Source organism: Legionella birminghamensis, assembly GCF_900452515.1.
In the GTDB taxonomy this organism is placed as follows: domain Bacteria; phylum Pseudomonadota; class Gammaproteobacteria; order Legionellales; family Legionellaceae; genus Legionella_C; species Legionella_C birminghamensis.
The window spans coordinates 727,308-745,209 of record NZ_UGNW01000001.1 but is presented as its reverse complement, the minus strand read 5'-3'; the positions used below and the strand labels follow the sequence as shown (position 1 = coordinate 745,209).

The following is a 17,902-nucleotide window of genomic DNA, read 5'->3' as shown; positions in this document are numbered from 1 at the left end:
GCATCGTATCCCCGCGCGAAACACTCGTATCCCCGCGGCAAACACTCGTATCCCCGCGGCAAACACTCGTATCCCCGCGGCAAACACTCGTATCCCCGCGGCAAACACTCGTATCCCCGCGGCAAACACTCGTATCCCCGCGGCAAACACTCGTATCCCCGCGGCAAACACTCGAATCCCCGCGGCAAACACTCGTATCCCCGCGGCTTCGACCGCGGGGTCCACAGGATCTATTGAATTGCTCCCCTCTTCCCACTATGATGAACTCATATCAATTGACAAAGAAGGTGAGCACTATTCTTCCCAACACAGAGCGTTTCTACCTTAGCGCTCAGGCTTTACACCTGCCTGTAAAATTGCTGGATGAAATTGATGGTTTTGAAATAGTATTGGGAAAACAGCACTACTATTTTTCCTATAATGAGCTCCCTTTTAACAACAGCTGCAGTGCAAGGATCGCCGTAAATAAATTTTACACCAATAAGTTACTGGAAAATGCCGGGATCCCCGTCCCTAAAGCTGCTTATTTAAATATCACAGATTTTGAAGAGAACCTGCTTGATGAGCGTATCGCTGATTTAAAATTTCCTCTGGTCATAAAACCCCTCACTGGCTCGCTGGGCATGGGCGTACTCTGTAATATCCAATCCCCTGAAGAATTAAACTATCACCTGAAACAAATTCTCAGCATCCATCAACATCTGCTGATTGAAGAATTTCATGCGAATTTAAAATCCTATCGTGTACTGGTTTTTAATAGAAAAGTCATTGGGGTGATTTTATGCCATCCTGCCCATGTGGTAGGCAATGGCCGCCATAATTTGAAAGAATTGATTGATTTAGCCAACATTAGCCGTGAAGCTTTGGATGACCCGGGTATAGGGCCAATCCTTGTCGATGAAGAATGTAAAATCCGGCTCAAAGAGCTTAAGCTTACGCTGGATTATATTCCGGCAAACGGTGAACGGGTTGTCCTGGCCTATACTTCTAATGGCAGCAGAGGAGGAAGTTATGAATCCCTGGGTAAGCAAATTTGCCGGGAAAACCGCCAGCTTATGATTCAGGTTGCTACACAACTCAATCTAAACCTGACAGGGATCGATATTGAATGCGAGGATATCAATAGGCCAATAAGAAAAACACGGGGGGTAATTTTGGAAGTCAACCACCGCCCTGATGTGCGCATTCATGAACAGCCATCCAACCAATATCCGCTTCCGGTGTCCAGAAAAATTTTGCGCTCCTTTATCTACCGCCACCCCCTCGCTTATTTATATGCTTTATTTTCTAAACAGTCTGCTAACGTTTACCTTCGCGTCCTTCTTGCAAGCAGCTTGATAATCCTGTTCTTTTGGTTCATCCGATCCTGACAGAAACAGCCTTTATTTGACAAGTATCCAAATCCCTGCGCATGGACCCATAGCTATCTACACAAATGTTTTGCCGCTCCGAATCCCCGCGGCAGCGCGGGCCCATGTCTGGTGCCGAACGTGTTCTTCAGAGGAATCCTATATTGCCGAAAATAGCAATTAATAGCAGTTAGGAACAAGTCTTTCAAACATTATCCTTAAATTAGCAAAACCAATATTCTCAATAGGCTTCGTGTGGGCCCCGCGGTCGTTGCCGCGCGGATTCGATAGAAATGCATTTTATATAGATAGCTATGGGTCTTGCCTCGGAATTCGGGTGAATGTTCCATGCTTGACACAGATGCAGAGATTCAGTACAAATAGTGCATCAAGGACTACAAGGAAGGATGATGCCAGACTCTAATCAGGAAATAATCGATAGTGTATCCAAGCCTGTTTCAGAGCGTTTTGAATACTATTGTAAGCAGATGATACATATCAAAGCGAAGCTCGATTCCTTTTTTTTTGATGAAAAGCGGGTAAAAAAGCTAACTGAAGTACCGCAGGGCGATCAGCTCGTGGTCAGCTTTAATCAGCTGGAAAGCTCCATGAGAAATTGTCTGGTTGATGAACAAATATTGTATGCAAGCGCCCAACAAATACGAAATGAAACCTCTTCTGCCTATCTGAGTTTCGTCACTGCCCTGGATCAAAACGTTGCTGCCAGCGGATTGCCTCTCGTTTTGAAGGAAGATGGTTCTTACCATTTTCTACCAGAAAAACCTTATACCCCTTTTGTACAGACTTTTATGGAACAGTTTGCTTTTGCTCTCGGGGTCTACCGCATGTGCCTCGGCATCTGTGAGAGCTATAATGCGATTTATCACCATGATTCTATTCAAAGCTACCCGCATAAAGACTATTCAGCCAGGGCAGAGCAGTACAAACAGCAGTTTGAACAGGGGATCGGTTGGTTTACGTTGGACAAACAGGCGGAGCCTCTTATAGAAGAAGGTTACTCTCTGCTTACAGCGGGAGAATCCTATAAAGGAATGGATCAATTCAAATCTGAATTTCCTCTTCTGCAAAGCCAATTAAATGGGTGGTTCGATACAGGGACGGCGCATTTAAAAAATGCCTATTCTCATTTCCCAAATAATGCCATATTATGGGTCCTCCGGCCACGCAGTTGGCATACGCTTATAGAAAATCTCTGCGATAGCTTATTTCCGAATTCCAAAGTTCGCTCCACTTATTACACGACACTGAACATTAATTCTGCCTATGCTGATACGCTTAAAACAGAAGTCGATAGTTTCGGCAAGACTTTAGCGGAGCATACTCCCAAACTCAGGATTGAATTACTGAAAGCAGCTTTGAAAACGATACAGGATACAAGAATTGATATCCGTGCGGAACTTGCTGAAAAAAGGATCCTACTGCCAAGAGCTTCAACCAATGGGTTTTTTTCAAACTCGGCTGCCTCCAATTTTTATCGCACAGGAGCAGAATTTATGCGCCAGTTTACTATTTCGTCTCTCAATCCGCAGGAAGAAGAGGAGAAATCGCATACCCTGGGGTGACAAGTAGCCAGGGATCTGGATTACTGTTAGACTACTGCAAATTTATAACAAGGATAAAAACGCCATGTCCAAGAAAAATCACAAACCAGCTGCCAAGGGTCAGGATTTTGAATATGTTGAGGAATATGACTTCAGCGATGAAGAGTTTATGGATGATGTAATGGATGTTGATGGTTTTATGGCTCACGCTGCTGAAACATTAAAATCAGCACAATCCACTGCCCTGGAACTCACGAGGCTTGCCCTGCAATACGCAAAAAATGTCGATGAAGACAAAGTCTTTGAATTATTCCGTCGCGCCGCAGAAGAAATTAACGAAATTTACGGTTAATATGCAGCCTGGATAAGGTCTACCAAACCAGGAAAGGGTTGCTCTTTCCCGCCCAGCTTAGGTGTATATTCTTTTGTATTGGTATATTGAATAATGCAATTCGAATCCCCGCGGCTACGACCGCGGGGCACATGGTGGGCTCAAGAAAGAGCTCAGAAAACTACAATCCTGCCAGAGTAACGGTTGAATGAACTGTTTAATAAATTGGGGCTCTGAATTAGATTCATTGGACCCCGCGGTCGTAGCCGCGGGGATTCGAAAGGGCCGCGCAGCGGGGATTCGAAGGGGCTGCGCCGCGGGGACTCGAAGGGGCTGCGCAGCGGGGATTCGAAGGGGCTGCGCCGCGGGGATTCGGAGTGGAAAAATATTTGGGTTGATACCAATTGGCTGCGACCGCGAGGTCCAGTCATTACTTCTGTCTCGCATGAAACAGGTAGTATAAACCCGGTAATACCAGCAAGGTCAGGAAAGTGGATGAAATAATGCCGCCAATCACCACAGTCGCCAGCGGTCTTTGTACTTCGGCGCCTGTTCCAGTGGCCAGTGCCATGGGCACGAAACCCAGGGAAGCGACAAGGGCAGTCATTAATACCGGTCGGAGCCGTGCCAGGGAGCCTTGCAAGATGGCATTGGTCAGGTCAAACTTTCTTTGCTCCCGCAATTTGTTAATAAATGTAATCATTACCAGGCCATTGAGAACCGCCACTCCGGATAGGGCAATGAAGCCCACTCCTGCTGAAATTGATAAGGGAATACCGCGCAGCCATAAGGCAAAAACCCCTCCTGTCAAAGCCAGCGGGATCCCTGTAAACACCAGTAATGCGTCGCTTATCCTGCCAAAACTCATAAAAAGCAATAGAAAAATGCCCAGCAAAGTGACAGGTACTACTAGTTCGAGCCGCTTTGATGCGGATTGTAACTGCTCAAACTGCCCTCCCCAGCTAATCCAGTAACCGCTCGGTATTTTTACATTTTTCTCAATACGCTCCCGGGCTTCATTGACAAAGGAGCTTAAATCCCGATCCCTGACATTGGCAGTAACCACCACGCGGCGCTTTCCACTTTCACGGCTAATCTGATTAGGCCCTTCGATCCGTCTTATCGAAGCCACTTCGCTTAAAGGAATAAAATGACGTTCATTGTCTTTGGCAAGCGGCAAAGGGATAAATATCTGCCGCAGCACTTTGGGATCTGAACGCAACGTTTCGGGTAAGCGCACAACAATGTCAAAACGTCTGTCCCCTTCAAAAAACTCCCCGCCTTTTTTCCCGCCTGCAGCAATAACAATCGCATCCTGCACCGCGCCAACCTGCAAACCATAACGGGCCAATGCATCCCGGTTAATATCGACAGTTAACAAGGGCAGGCCGCTTACCTGCTCGACCTTAACATCAGCAGCGCCAGGCACCTGTTTAAGTTGGGCACTGATTAACTCTCCCGTCTTTAACAGGGTTTTCATGTCATCCCCAAAGATTTTCACGGCAACATCACTGCGCACTCCAGAAATCAGCTCGTTAAAACGCATCTGAATAGGTTGCGTAAATTCATAATTGTTTCCCGGTATTTTTTTCAGTGCATCTTCCATTTCCTGCACCAGTGATGATTTACTTTTTTTAGGATTTGGCCAGTCCTTACGCGGTTTTAACATGATAAATGTATCCGCTACACTGGGCGGCATTGGGTCGGTTGCTATTTCTGCTGTACCCAGTTTGGAAAATACGGTTTTTACCTCTGGAAACTGCCTGATTCGTTTTTCAACCAGATTCTGCATAATGATTGCCTGGGTCAGGCTGGTACCCGGAATCCGCATGGCATGCATGGCGATATCGCCCTCATCAAGGCTTGGGATGAATTCTCCACCTAAATGAAAAGCAATCAAAAGACTGATAAGCACTAAGCCTGCGGCTGCGCCAACTACTTTTTTGCGCGACTTAAAACAATAATTAAGCGCCCTGGCATAGACCTTGGAAAGATGCTGTACCAGCCAGTTTTCTTTTTCCTGAATACGGCCACGCAGAAAAATGGCCACAGCAGCAGGAATAAAGGTTAAAGCAAAGAACATCGATCCCATTAACGCAATAATGACTGTTTCTGCCATCGGCAAGAACATTTTCCCTTCAACACCAGTCAGAGTTAGAATGGGAAGATAAACAACGGTTATAATCAAAACCCCAAAGATACTCGGCCTGATGACTTCAGCCGTGGCGTCGGCAATCACTTTCAAACGCTCTTCAAGCGTCAGGATACGGTCTAGGGCCTGTTGCTGCTCACCCAAATGTTTCATGCAGTTTTCTACGATAATAACAGCACCATCGACAATCAAACCAAAATCCAGCGCCCCAAGGCTCATTAAATTAGCACTGATGCGGTTGCTGACCATGCCCGTAATAGTAAGCAGCATTGATAAAGGAATAACCATGGCGGTGATAAGGGCGGCCCGTATATTTCCCAAAAATAAAAACAGGATGACGCACACCAGCAAAGCGCCTTCCAGAAGATTATTCCTCACAGTATCGATGGTGGCATTGACTAGTAAGGTTCGATTGTAAACCGTAACGGCCTGAACACCTTCAGGCAGTGATTTATTAATTTCTGCCATTTTGGCGGCTACACGCTCTGAGACGGTACGGCTATTTTCACCCATTAGCATAAAAACTGTGCCTAAAACAACTTCCTCGGTGTTTTCTGTCGCAGCACCGGTACGCAGCTCTTTCCCTACCGCAACATCGGCGACATCGCGGATGCGTACAGGTGTTCCTTCAAAACTGGCAATGACTATATTTTCTATATCGCTGATAGTCTGCACCTGACCTGGAACGCGAATTAAATTTTGCTCCCCATTGGTTTCAATATAACCTGCGCCAACATTTGCATTATTACGCTCTAAAGCGTCCACCAAATCGCTTAAACTCAGACGATAGCGCACCAGCTTCATTGGATCGGGGGTGACGTGGAATTGTTTTTCATACCCGCCGATGGTATTCACCTCGGCAACGCCTTCCACATTGCGCAGCTGCGGCTTGATAATCCAGTCCTGAATACTGCGAAGCTCTGTAGGCGTATGCTGCCGGGCTTCAGGAACATCCGGTTTATTGGTGACAGTATACATAAATATTTCGCCCAGCCCCGTCGAAATAGGCCCAAGAGCCGTCTCCGCCTCAGGCGGTAATTTATCTTTAACTTCCTGTAAACGTTCATTAATCAGTTGCCGTGCAAAATAAATATTGGTTCCCTCTTTGAACACAACGGTAACCTGCGATAAACCATAACGGGATAATGAGCGGGTATAATCGAGATTAGGCAAACCGCTCATTGCCAATTCAATCGGAAAAGTAATACGCTGCTCTACCTCATAGGGTGAATAGCCTGAAGCCTGGGTATTAATCTGAACCTGTACATTGGTGATATCAGGCACTGCATCGATTGGAAGGCGCTGAAAGTTATAAACACCAAGAACCGCAATGATGAGCGTAAATAATAAGACAAACCATCGATGGTTTAGTGAAAGGCGAATAATTTTTTCAAGCATCTGTATTCCTATTGTAGCCCGGAGCCAATGAATCTAATGGTCATGCTCCGCTCCTTCCTTACCCAACTCTGCTTTCAGGAAAAAACTGTTTTTGCTGACATAACGCTGGCCAGTATCCAGGCCAGAAATTACTTCCGCCCATCGATCATCCTTACTACCCAGCAAAACCGGCGTTGCTTCAAAATTATTCCCTTGTTGCACAAACACGACATCTTTTCCATTCATCTGCTGAATGGCAGTGAGCAAAATGGCGACCGGCACTTTTTTTTCATTAATTATAATATCCCCATTGACGTACATTCCGGGGAGCCAGACACGATTTTGATTAGGCAAAACAGCGCGAGCCAATGTTGTTTGACTGTCCTCTATCCCTAGCGGTGATATATAAGTGATGGTACTGACTGAGCTCGGCTTCCCCTCATCACCACTGACAATAACCTGCATACCCGCTTTTACCAGGGGCGCCTCCTTTCGGTACAGGGTAAAATCAGCCCACACATTCGCCAGGTTGGCAATTTCATAGATCGGTTTGGTATTCTGCGCCAACTCCCCATTTGTAGCATATTTCTGCACAACCGTGCCGGTAATAGGAGCTGTTATACTATATTCCTGTAGGCTTTCATTACTTTCTATAGTGGCCAGCACTTCCCCTTTCTGAACATCCTCCCCCAGATTTTTGCCAAGCGACTTGATAATACCGGGATAACGCGCATAAATAGGGGCGAGAGTATCGCGGTTGGGAACAATTTTCCCATACACTTTCAGGCGGGTTCTTATGGTTTCTTCTCCGGCAGCAGCCACTTCAATTTCGGCTGCTTTAAGCAGTTCAGGCTCAATTCTCGCCCTCCCTTCATAATCGGAATAATGCCAATTGTATTGCTTTCCCTGCCAGCTCAGCTTAATGGCCAGATCGAAGGAGTGAGGCTCCTTAATAACCTGCCTGCTTTGTAAAAAGTTGCCGATCGGAATAAAGCTTATCGATTCTTTTCTGTTATTAAAACGGGTTAACTCAATCGTTAATTCCATTTGATCTGCAGGGATGGATTTGCCGTTTTCGTAAAAATAAGCACGGAAATGAGGGGCCATTGCCCTCTCGAATAGTAAAAGCTCCATTTCCAGCTGCCCCTTTTTAAGCAGGCGTCCCCCCTGAGGGCCTTTTTCCTGGGCTGGGGCGCCTGCTAAGAAGGAATTAAACAAAATAAAAATTAATGCAATACAGATTTTTAGAAATCTCATTGGCTTTCCTTAACCGGATTTAATCCCAAAAGGCCAGTAAGCTGAATTAAGGCCTTGTGATACTCCGCATGAGCCTGCTGATAGTGCCGCTCTGCATCGTATAGGCTGGTGAGCGCAATCGACAATTCAGTGTAGGTGTATCGCCCCATTTGATAACCCTCCTGCGCCAGTTTGATGGATTTTTGCGCCAGCGGCAAGACAGAATCAGTTACCAACTCCGCTTCATATTGATTTTGCTGCGCCTGTAAAAATGCATTATAGGCATTTTGCCGAACGTTAAGGCAGCTTGCCTGATATTCATGGGCGGCCTGGGTGTATTGTGCTTCTGCGGCTATAATTTTTCCCTGATTGCGATTATAGACTGGCACTTCTGCCGAAACGGACATTACTGCCGCATTGCTTCCATCATCCGAAAAATGACGCCCTCCCAGTTGAAGGTTTAAATCCGGCCATACTGATTTTTGGGTCGCGGTAATTGCCTTCCGCTTTGCCTGCAGCTGTAATTTCATTTGTACTAATTGCGGGCTTTGCGGTACCTGTTTTATTAAGTGTGCCCAATTGAGTGTAACGCCGGGCAAGCCTTTATCTATCAATGGCTGCTCGACTCTTAATTGATTGCCCATTAAACGGGCAAGTTTGGCTCTCTGCATCAAGGCCTCCCTTCCCGCTTTCTTTTCCTGAATCCTTGCTTCGGCCAATCTTATTTGCGCTAAACGCAAGTCCAGCTCCGCTCCCGCCCCTGCTGTTACCCGGCGTTCAATCGAATTAACAATGTTTTCATTCAGACGAATTAATTTTTTGGTCACCTGATGCCACTGACCCGCATACAGCGCATCCACATAGGCAAGGCCCACAGCAATGTAAAGTACCGTTTGCTGCAGCTTGATTTGTGCGAGTGAAGCAAGATAATCCGCATAGCTGGCCTGCTGAAGATAAGCAAGCCTTCCGCCGAGGGGGATAGGTTGTGTTATGGCAAGGGTTGTTTCAGCAGCTTCATAGCTGGAATAACTGCCTGAGCCGCCAAAATTCTCGGCGGTCAGGCTAAGTTGCGGATTGGGGTAAAGACCGCTCTGAATAAAATAGCCCTTTAAAGCATTGGATTTATCTATTTCAGCCTGAAGTTCCGGATTATTTCGACAGGCGATCGCCAAGGCCTGCTTGAAGGTGAGGGGCGATGCGGACATAACCTGGTTGAATACCATCAATAATAAAATGGCCAAGCTGAAAAGATAACGCATCCCTTCCCTTATAAATTCTCTATTCCTGTAATCTATGCCAATATCAAATCCGGTGCAAGCAGCCTTGGGACGAATCAGGGCCTGCTCCTCTCAATAACAGCTTCTAACTTATGACCTACTGATTGCGTGATCGCCGATTCTGACCATGCCTACTTATTGCGTCATCGCCGCAGTATCCAGAAATGGTTCTAATCACTTTAGATTGACAGCCAGCATCGCCTGGATACTGCGAACAAGTCGCAGCAGGTAGGCTAAGGCATGAGCGCAGCAGGTAGGCTAAGGCATGATTGCCATAGTTAGGTGAGCAGATCTCTGTCCAAGCTTGGTAAGAGTAAAGCTGCTACTCCATATAATCAACCGGTTGTGGGAAGCTTATAAAATTTTTGGTTAATTGTTTTTCCCTTTGCTGATTGGGATTGGCATTCTGGCACCATGCATCGGATTTAGGATGTTTTTGCCCCCTGCTATCGGTAACGCTGCAGGATTTTTTGTTAACGATATCGGACTTGTTTGTCGGACATTGCGACGGATCCATCTCTTCTGTACAGGCTGCAAACTTGTTGTCCACCGTGAAGGTATAAATGTTATTATTCAGGTCAGTAAAGCGAACCGTGATCGGATAATCAGGAACCGTACCTACTCTGAACCCTGCAATCTGGCTATTGACCGGCATGGTAACATCCTGCTTGTTCTTTTTGCAGTCCAGATCATTGGGATCCTGATTTAAAACACAGACACCGTATTTTTTAATCAAAGGCGTGTTGACCTTTTCCAGCATGGATTGCGGAACACCTATCGCAACAGAGAAACCATCGCGGTAATTAAATTGCTGCTTATTTTCCAAGCCATTTGTTCCACCCACTGTGAAGATCAATCCATCGCCCAACTCACTCATAAATCCCACCGCATCATCAACAGAAAAGCCATAGGCATCCATGGAAAGATAGCTGTCATCATGGATCAGTTTGACATAGGGATTAAACAAAAAGTCTGAACTGGTACCTGGTTTTTGATAGTTATACTGCAAATCATGAATATACATGGATTGGATTTTGGCATGATCCCAACCCGGGATTTTGGTATCAGCCAAAGGATTAGCCGCCGCGCCACAGCCTTCATTAAACGGTACCCAACCATAAATGTGCTTAATCGCTTCCCAATAATTAAACTGTACGGGATCTGCTTTAGGCGTCAGGGTACACTTTCCAGCTGAATACATTTGCAGATAGGATGCATGATTCTGTTTGAAAAATTGCTGTACTGCCAGCAAATCTTTTTTCAAATCGGGGGGGCAGCTAACCGTCTCGGTGACATATTGGCTGACATCTTCGTCCCAGGGGACGCAGGATCCCCATAGATTCTGCATATTCTGCACGGCTTCACCAAAGTGGAGTGATTTTTTCTCCTCATCAGTACAACCGCCCTGGATACATTTCATGACGGTTAAAACCGGAGGAAAACCTTCCTGAGGTTTAACTGGTACATTATCACTTGGGGGCAAAGTTCCCGAACGCTGAGCAAAAATATTGTATCCACCCGGCAGCTTTAATTCGCTCAGATTATAAACAGGCCAGCCTTTCCCAATTGTACTCTGCAAAAAGGCTCTAAGGTGATCACGAAAGCTATCCAGCGATTCTGCAGAACCACTGTAGCCAATATAGGGATTATTTTTAGGTCCAATCGCAATAGGCATGTACACATGGTCGACATAGGAAATGTTGTAACCCACGTTTTCCGGTTTTAACAGGCGAAGCGTTTGTTTGGCCGGTACAATCGAATCTCCAAAGGTATATTCTGATAACTGGGCATAGACATTTTCGGGAAACTGGACATTACTGGAATACAGATCCAAATTACATTGTACATTTTGCCCTTCGCAGGTTACCTCAGCAGGAACCCCAAGTGAACTATCCTCTTCATTATGCAGCCGGTCATTTTTATCGGCCAGGACAACACGGCCGCCATTCCACCAGGTAATATAGCGTCCCTTTGATAATTCACTGTACAAGGGAAACGTGATCGTCACTGAGGAGTTCGGCGATATACCTGTGTTTTCGTTCACGTATAATTTGTAAACATAATTGGTAGGATAGGGATCCGTACTGCGAAAACAACCTTGAATCCATTCATTCACAGCATTTTTGCTGGTTGCGATTACAGGGTAGATTGTCTCATCAGTATTATTATAAATGGTGATGGTCTTGGGCTTAACCGGCATTGGCTTGCCGTCATAATCCTTGCATTCGATATCCCCGGCAATGAGTAGTTCTGCTCCAAGCATTAAGAACACACTTCCTGAAGCAACAAGAAACTTTTTCAGCATGATAGTATCCTTCCGCCGCCTTTGTATAAATTTAGCACATACAAAAGCTTTAGTATCCTTTTGCATACAAACAGGCAGCATGGTAACTATTCGCACACCACTGTTTGAACCAGTATTTATAGTATCCAACACAGACTATACACACAGTTATCCACAGATTTTGTGAATAAATCAGTAAGATAAGGAATTAAAAAGATAGCGTTCAAACCTTATAAATCAAGGGGATGAAGTTAAATGAGTGGAATAGAAAAGTATTTGTAAAGAAAGTGGGGATAAAGTTATCCACAAGCCAGAAGGAACAGATAACTTTTTAGCGGACGAGCATTTTAACCAATTTTTTTATGAAACGACAGTCTTGACATTTAAATATTTTTTCAGTTGATTTCAGCAGCAAGGATTAGGAGCCTCAAAAAGAGATGAAATAAATTGTTTGGTAGTATGAGAAACAAAGCTGTAATCCTAATCAAACTCAGCAAACAACATAGTGCATTCCTTATATAAAAGAGCTATATTTTACACAGTTAGTAATAAAAGTACAGAAACGGGTGGTTGCCCACTGCACCGAACAATATAAAGAGTATCTTCAGGTCTTAATGATGCAGTATTTCCAACTTCAGGAGAGAGATAGATGAGAAAATCTGATATTCAGAAATTAATAAATAGCTATGATGGAAAAGATCCTGAAAGCACTTTCTTTCAAAAGGGATTTCGCAAAAAGATGTTTGGTTTACGGACTAAAGGAATGAATGAACTAAATAGCTTTTTAAATTCCGCTGAAATGCAGCAATTGAAGCCTGAAGATGAAATAACCGGTAAAAATCTGGAAGAATTACTAAAAATTATGAAGGCTCGTGAAGAGAGAATTTTCGAAACGAATAGAAGTTATGAAAATAATTTCAACAAGAGCACTAATCGAGTTTTTCAAGAATTATATGACTTATTGTGGAAAGATGCAGTAAAAGCTCATGATAATGGAACTTTAGAAAGCCCTGAAAATACAAAGTGCTTGGAAATATTATTTAAAAGAGAAAGTAACAAAAATGTGGTTAAACAATTAGAGGATATAAAATCCACTGCAACACTCCTTGAAAAAGGAAGACAATTATTCACATTAGGTTTTTCAATGTGTAAAGAAAGAATTATCGAATTATGCACAAGAAAAGAACTTCAAAAAGAAGTTAGAGGAACTGATGATCGTTTATTAGAGTTTAAGTTAAATGATCAAACAATATTTGTAATTCGTAATACTGATCCTGATGCGGAAAAGCTTCCTCATGAAATTATTCCTGGGAAACTTTTACTCGGAAACCAAGAAAAGGGACTTCAGTTACTGCATGAAGGCTCCAAAGCTGGATCCAAAACATGCTCCTTTACATTAGCGCATTTTTATGCAGATATAAAAGACGAGGCTAATCCTTTGCCTAATGTTTCTTCCCCGGATCCTGATAAGGCCATCCATTACCTTCAGCTTGCAGCCCAACAAGGCAGCACTACAGCAGACGTTTTATTGGGAGAGGAGTATTTTGGAAGTATTAAGCTTTCTCCTAACAAAAGCCCGTCAATATAAGCTACATATTGCCCCACTAAATCTAGGTACTGAGACAATCAGGCAAGCATTGGAGTGCATTAATGGATAACAAGATTGCAGTAATTACCGGATGTTCAAAAATATCTGGCGTAGGTTACAACCTGACTTGTGCACTACTTGAAAGAGGGTTCACAGTGATTGCCACTGTCAGAAATAGAGAAAGATCGGAATTGAATAAGCAAAACGTTCCTAATCCAGAAAACTTAGACATCCAGGTTTTAGATCTTTGCCAAAAGGACTCTATTGATGCGTTTATCAAAAGGGTGTTATCCCAATATCACTATATTGACGTCCTGATAAATAATGCAGCTAATGTTGCAATCGGACCTGTGGAATCAGCAACAGACGAAGATGTATTAATGACCTATCAGACCAAAGTATTTGGCCCCTTGGCTTTAATTCGAGGGTTTGTTCCAGTGATGCGACAACGCCGACGGGGTTTACTAACGACTACCTCCTCTATCTTTACTTCGTTGCCAATCAGTATGCCTGGCGTGGGAGTCTATTTTTCAGCCCTGGCGGCTTTTGAACGACTTCAGGAATCACTGGCTATCGAGCTGGCACCGTGGAACATTAAGGTAATTAATTTTCAGGCAGGCCCCATTGCCACAGAATTGACCCGATTTGAAGGGTCAAGAACTGATATTATTGATGAACATTATAAAAATTTTACACAACAGGCTTATCAGTGGTATGACCCCTCTTCGTTTCAAACAGGAACAGAAGTTGCACAAGTTTTTGCAGAGGCTATTGAAGCTAAGGAGCCAAATTTATGTTATCAAAGTAGCGCATTTGGGAAGAAATTAGTAGAAACCTATAGAAATGATGCCACTGGGAATAAGCCTTTTAATGCATTAGTTAAACATTTTGAAAATCTAGATCACGAGGATGAAAGCGACTGGAAAATTCAAGGACCGACAAATGGCTAAGTCCCCTTCTTCCAGTCTTAATATTGCCCATCATGCTGTTCGCGAAATTACTGTCGCTTTATCAACCATGCCCAGGTTGTTGTAAAGCAGTTTCTTGAGTTTCTGTGCCTTCTTCCCGCAGGTTATCTTTAGCCCAGAGTAACAGCTTTTCTATTTTAGCTTTTGGCTGGATTCTTCCATTGACCATTTCCTCGAATTTTCTCGGTGTAACATTGGCTTTTTTAATTTCCCTTTGTACTTCTTCCGCAAAGCTGCAATTATTAGTCTCGGCATTTGTCTTTATGGTTGTAAAGAAACGCAAAGCTGATCGATAGCCAAACAGGCTTCTTTGCTCTGGTAATCGCATAATATTTCTCCAAATACAAAAAAATTCGCAATAATAGCAGAGCAAATGTAACAAATAAATAGCTAATTGGCTTAGTGATCGACAGTTACAGGGATAACCCGGCTGTGAGCAGCCGGGCATATTGATTTAAAACTGGTCTTTTTCGGTGCTGCCGTCCAAAGCGGTGGTAGAGCTTTGGTTTTGCATGATGGTGTTTTGAACCGCATCAAAATATCCAGTACCCACAAAGGACTGGTGTTTGGTGGCCCTGAAACCATATTCTTCCTGAGCTATTTCCCGCTGCTGCATTTGAGAATAGGCATACATTCCATCTTTAGCATAGGCTCTGGCGATTTCAAACATGCCTAGATTCAGGCTATGCCATCCGGCCAGCGTAATAAATTGGTATTTATAGCCCATTTCAAAAAGCTGCTCACGGAAGGTGCGTAAATCATGCTCGCTTAAATTGGCTTGCCAGTTAAATGATGGCGAACAATTGTAGCAGAGCAATTTACCAGGAAATTTTTCATGGATAGCCTGTGCGAACTCTCTGGCTTCACCAATATTAGGTTTAGAGGTTTCACACCAGACCACATCCGCATAGGGCGCATAGGTTAAACCGCGGCTGATTGCCTGCTCAATACCGCTTTTAACATAGAAAAACCCTTCGCTGGAGCGTTTGCCAGTTAAAAAGACCATATCGCGCTCGTCATGATCACTCGTCAGCAATGACGCAGCATCTGCATCGGTACGCGCAATAATAAGCGTTGGCACCCCTTTTACATCTGTAGCAAGGCGTGCGGCAATTAACTTGCTAACCGCTTCGCTGCTTGGAACCAGTACTTTACCGCCCATATGGCCGCATTTTTTCGCAGAAGATAACTGGTCTTCAAAATGAACCGCTGAAGCGCCTGCCCTGATCATGTGCTTCATCAACTCAAAAGCATTCAGGTTACCGCCAAAACCTGCCTCTGCGTCAGCAACGATAGGCGCATACCAATCGATGGAAGAATCATTATTCAGGCAATGGATCTCATCAGTACGTTTCAATGCATTATTAATTGTTTCAACAAGACGAGGGACAGAATCCACGGGATAGAGGCTTTGATCAGGATACATTCGCCCTGAACTGTTATTATCGCCAGCCACTTGCCAGCCTGAACAATAAATGACTTGCAGCCCCGCCTGAACCGCTTGTACTGCCTGATTACCCGTTAAACAGCCTAAACCGGTAACCGGTTTATTGCCATTTAATAATTCCCATAATTTGTTCGCCCCATGTTTCGCAAGCGTATATTCAATTTGCAGCGATGGACGCAGTTGCACAACGTCTTTGGCGCTATAGGGACGTGTAATTCCTTTCCACCGAGAATTATTCTTCCAATCAGTTTCGAGTTCGACAATTTGATCTTGCTTATTCATAAGTGGATTCCTTCTGTGCGGTCAACATTTCATAGGCTGGCAGGGTTAAAAATTCATCAAAATAAGGCTTGCATACCATGTCGGTAAATAACTTTGTTGCCTTATCCAAGGCTTCTGAGGGTAAACCGGTTTGTTGCAGGGTTTTATGTTCCTCATCAGCCATTTCTAAAAACAGGTTTTTCTCAAAGGTGCTTCCATTATCAATTGAGGCGTTAAATTTCAACCACTGCCATAATTGTGCGCGACAAATCTCCGCTGTGGCAGCATCTTCCATTAAATTGTTGATTGGTACACAGCCGTTACCCGTTAGCCAGGCGGTCAGATATTGAATACCAACACTAATATTGTTCCTGATTCCATTGAGCGTAATACTTCCCTTGGGTATGGTCAATAAATCCTGCTGGCTTACATGCACTGTGGGTCGGGCGGTTTCTATCTGATTGGCTGTATTCATATGGGCATTAAACGCTTCCAATGCCACGGGAATTAAGCCTGGATGTGCAACCCATGTTCCATCATGTCCTGCCATGACCTCCCGTTTCTTATCAGCAAAGACTTTTTTCATTGCCTCTTCATTGGCTTTTTCATTATTTCTGATTGGAATTTGTGCAGCCATCCCCCCCATGGCGTGAACGCCGCGTTTATGGCAGGTTGCAATTAATAAATCCACATAGGATTTAAGAAAATGCTGGGTCATGGTGACTTCCTGTCTGTCCGGTAAAACATAATCAGGCCGATTTCTAAACTTTTTAATAAAGCTGAAAATATAGTCCCAGCGCCCGCAATTCAAACCCGCCGAATGTTCCCTTAATTCATAAATTATTTCATCCATTTCAAAAGCAGCACTAATCGTCTCAATTAAAACGGTTGCGCGGATGCTGCCCTGGGGAATGCCAATATAATTCTGGGCAAACACAAAAACCTGATTCCATAATCTGGCTTCCAGGTGGGATTCCATTTTGGGCAGATAGAAATAAGGGCCGCTTCCCTGGGATAAGAGTTTTTTCGCGTTGTGATAGAAGAACAGGCCAAAATCAAACAAGGAGGCCGAAATCGCCTGGCCATTCACCAGCACATGGGCTTCTTCCAGGTGCCAGCCGCGCGGCCTTACCATTAAGGTGGCTGTTTTTTCTCTGAGCTGATATTGCTTTCCACTTGCGGCATCTTTGTAACTGATGGATTTATTAACAGCATCTATTAAATTCAGCTGGCCCCGCATGCAATTATCCCAAGTCGGCGAATTGGAATCTTCAAAATCTGCCATGAATACATTTGCACCGCTGTTTAATGCATTAATAATCATTTTTCGATCGACAGGACCGGTTATCTCCACGCGCCTATCCAGTAAATCCTCTGGAATTCTGGCTGCCTTCCATGAACCGTCACGAATTGATTGGGTTTCTTTCAGAAAGTCGGGAAGAACACCCTGATCATAAGCAGACTGTTTTTTGTGTCGGGCAGCTAGAAGATTAATTCGTTGCGGGCCAAATTCTGTTTCTAATAAAAAAAGGAATTTTTTAACATCATCGTTTAAAATCGTTTCATATTCTTGAGCACAGTCAGGAATTATTTTTATAGTTGTTATTTCCATGCTAGGGGTGCCTTAAAAAATTAAGTGTGCAAAACATATAAATTCCACAGCGTTTTTATAAAAAGCTAGTTTATGAGTCTTATAAAATCAAGCCTGCTGCTAAATTATTCCAGTAGTTTTGGGCTACATTTAATAGTTGTGTCCTTAAAAAATATCGGCTGATTTAAGTATACGCAGACCCGTTTACTCCCTCTTTGAGGACCCTAGTTATCTAGCAAGTTCTTTCCCGCTCCGAATCCCCGCGGCTATGATCTTCCGAATCCCCGCGGCTGCGACCGCGGGGCCCAATTATCTTATTCAAAGCCCTAATTTAATAAGTAACTCATTCAATCTTTACTCTGGCAGGATTGTAATTTTTCTGATCTTGTTTGTGCCCACCATGGGCCCCGCGGTCGCAGCCGCGGGGATTCGGAAGGTCGCAGCCGCGGGGATTCGGAAGGTCGCGCCGCGGGGGATTC

Annotated in this window: 12 protein-coding genes; 5 read left to right on the top strand and 7 right to left on the bottom strand. The window is 44.2% G+C overall.

All coding sequences use genetic code 11. From position 1 onward, the window contains the following. Window positions 1-275 precede the first annotated feature (275 nt). The 3 genes from DYH42_RS03290 (at window position 276) to DYH42_RS03280 (ending at window position 3,263) form a co-directional block, all read left to right on the top strand. On the top strand, window positions 276-1,370 hold the full coding sequence (locus DYH42_RS03290; protein WP_244923629.1) for a UDP-N-acetylmuramyl peptide synthase: 1,095 nt from the start codon (window positions 276-278) through the stop codon (window positions 1,368-1,370). Window positions 1,371-1,756: 386 nt separating this feature from the next. Next, on the top strand, window positions 1,757-2,932 hold the full coding sequence (locus tag DYH42_RS03285) for a hypothetical protein (protein ID WP_065232818.1): 1,176 nt from the start codon (window positions 1,757-1,759) through the stop codon (window positions 2,930-2,932). 64 nt (window positions 2,933-2,996) lie between these two features. Further along, window positions 2,997-3,263, top strand: a complete 267-nt coding sequence (locus DYH42_RS03280; RefSeq protein WP_058523711.1) for a hypothetical protein — start codon at window positions 2,997-2,999, stop codon at window positions 3,261-3,263. 409 nt (window positions 3,264-3,672) lie between these two features. On the opposite strand, the gene DYH42_RS03275 is transcribed toward DYH42_RS03280, so the two are convergent. From DYH42_RS03275 to DYH42_RS03260, 4 genes are all read right to left on the bottom strand, one after another. After that, window positions 3,673-6,792, bottom strand: a complete 3,120-nt coding sequence (locus tag DYH42_RS03275; protein ID WP_115316937.1) for a CusA/CzcA family heavy metal efflux RND transporter — start codon at window positions 6,790-6,792, stop codon at window positions 3,673-3,675. A gap of 33 nt (window positions 6,793-6,825) precedes the next feature. After that, window positions 6,826-8,028 (bottom strand): efflux RND transporter periplasmic adaptor subunit, encoded by a 1,203-nt coding sequence (locus DYH42_RS03270; protein WP_083503122.1) that lies wholly within the window; start codon window positions 8,026-8,028, stop codon window positions 6,826-6,828. Continuing rightward, the gene (locus DYH42_RS03265) at window positions 8,025-9,266 is read right to left on the bottom strand and encodes a TolC family protein (protein ID WP_058523714.1); all 1,242 of its coding nucleotides are present in this window, start codon (window positions 9,264-9,266) and stop codon (window positions 8,025-8,027) included. The genes DYH42_RS03270 and DYH42_RS03265 overlap by 4 nt, the downstream gene beginning before the upstream one ends. Window positions 9,267-9,606: 340 nt before the next feature. Next, window positions 9,607-11,589: a hypothetical protein gene (locus DYH42_RS03260; RefSeq protein WP_058523715.1), complete on the bottom strand. Its 1,983-nt coding sequence runs from the start codon at window positions 11,587-11,589 to the stop codon at window positions 9,607-9,609. A gap of 628 nt (window positions 11,590-12,217) precedes the next feature. Between DYH42_RS03260 and DYH42_RS03255 the strand changes: the two genes are divergently transcribed. Both DYH42_RS03255 and DYH42_RS03250 read left to right on the top strand, forming a co-directional pair. Continuing rightward, window positions 12,218-13,156 (top strand): SEL1-like repeat protein, encoded by a 939-nt coding sequence (locus DYH42_RS03255; RefSeq protein WP_058523716.1) that lies wholly within the window; start codon window positions 12,218-12,220, stop codon window positions 13,154-13,156. A 62-nt stretch (window positions 13,157-13,218) separates the two neighbouring features. Continuing rightward, window positions 13,219-14,106, top strand: a complete 888-nt coding sequence (locus DYH42_RS03250; RefSeq protein ID WP_058523717.1) for an SDR family oxidoreductase — start codon at window positions 13,219-13,221, stop codon at window positions 14,104-14,106. 61 nt (window positions 14,107-14,167) lie between these two features. Here the strand turns inward: DYH42_RS03250 and DYH42_RS03245 are convergent, their stop codons facing one another. The 3 genes from DYH42_RS03245 to aceB all read right to left on the bottom strand — a co-directional run bounded on the left by DYH42_RS03245 (window position 14,168) and on the right by aceB (window position 17,444). Further along, entirely contained in the window at window positions 14,168-14,452 is a 285-nt protein-coding gene (locus DYH42_RS03245) for a hypothetical protein (RefSeq protein WP_058523718.1), read from the bottom strand. 126 nt (window positions 14,453-14,578) lie between these two features. Then, a complete protein-coding gene (gene aceA / locus DYH42_RS03240; RefSeq protein WP_058523719.1) occupies window positions 14,579-15,853 on the bottom strand; it encodes an isocitrate lyase in 1,275 nt (424 codons plus the stop codon). Further along, window positions 15,846-17,444 carry a malate synthase A gene (aceB, locus tag DYH42_RS03235; RefSeq protein WP_058523720.1) on the bottom strand — a complete coding sequence of 533 codons (1,599 nt, stop codon included), beginning with the start codon at window positions 17,442-17,444 and terminating at the stop codon, window positions 15,846-15,848. Before aceB ends, aceA begins: the two co-directional genes overlap by 8 nt. Window positions 17,445-17,902: the final 458 nt, after the last annotated feature.

Excerpts from the sequence above, each read along its gene's own strand:
- DYH42_RS03285 (WP_065232818.1), top strand. The coding sequence starts at position 1,757 with ATGATGCCAGACTCTAATCAGGAAATAATCGATAGTGTATCCAAGCCT.
- DYH42_RS03280 (WP_058523711.1), top strand. The coding sequence starts at position 2,997 with ATGTCCAAGAAAAATCACAAACCAGCTGCCAAGGGTCAGGATTTTGAA.
- DYH42_RS03275 (WP_115316937.1), bottom strand. The coding sequence starts at position 6,792 with ATGCTTGAAAAAATTATTCGCCTTTCACTAAACCATCGATGGTTTGTC.
- DYH42_RS03270 (WP_083503122.1), bottom strand. The coding sequence starts at position 8,028 with ATGAGATTTCTAAAAATCTGTATTGCATTAATTTTTATTTTGTTTAAT.
- DYH42_RS03265 (WP_058523714.1), bottom strand. The coding sequence starts at position 9,266 with ATGCGTTATCTTTTCAGCTTGGCCATTTTATTATTGATGGTATTCAAC.
- DYH42_RS03260 (WP_058523715.1), bottom strand. The coding sequence starts at position 11,589 with ATGCTGAAAAAGTTTCTTGTTGCTTCAGGAAGTGTGTTCTTAATGCTT.
- DYH42_RS03255 (WP_058523716.1), top strand. The coding sequence starts at position 12,218 with ATGAGAAAATCTGATATTCAGAAATTAATAAATAGCTATGATGGAAAA.
- DYH42_RS03250 (WP_058523717.1), top strand. The coding sequence starts at position 13,219 with ATGGATAACAAGATTGCAGTAATTACCGGATGTTCAAAAATATCTGGC.
- DYH42_RS03245 (WP_058523718.1), bottom strand. The coding sequence starts at position 14,452 with ATGCGATTACCAGAGCAAAGAAGCCTGTTTGGCTATCGATCAGCTTTG.
- aceA (WP_058523719.1), bottom strand. The coding sequence starts at position 15,853 with ATGAATAAGCAAGATCAAATTGTCGAACTCGAAACTGATTGGAAGAAT.
- aceB (WP_058523720.1), bottom strand. The coding sequence starts at position 17,444 with ATGGAAATAACAACTATAAAAATAATTCCTGACTGTGCTCAAGAATAT.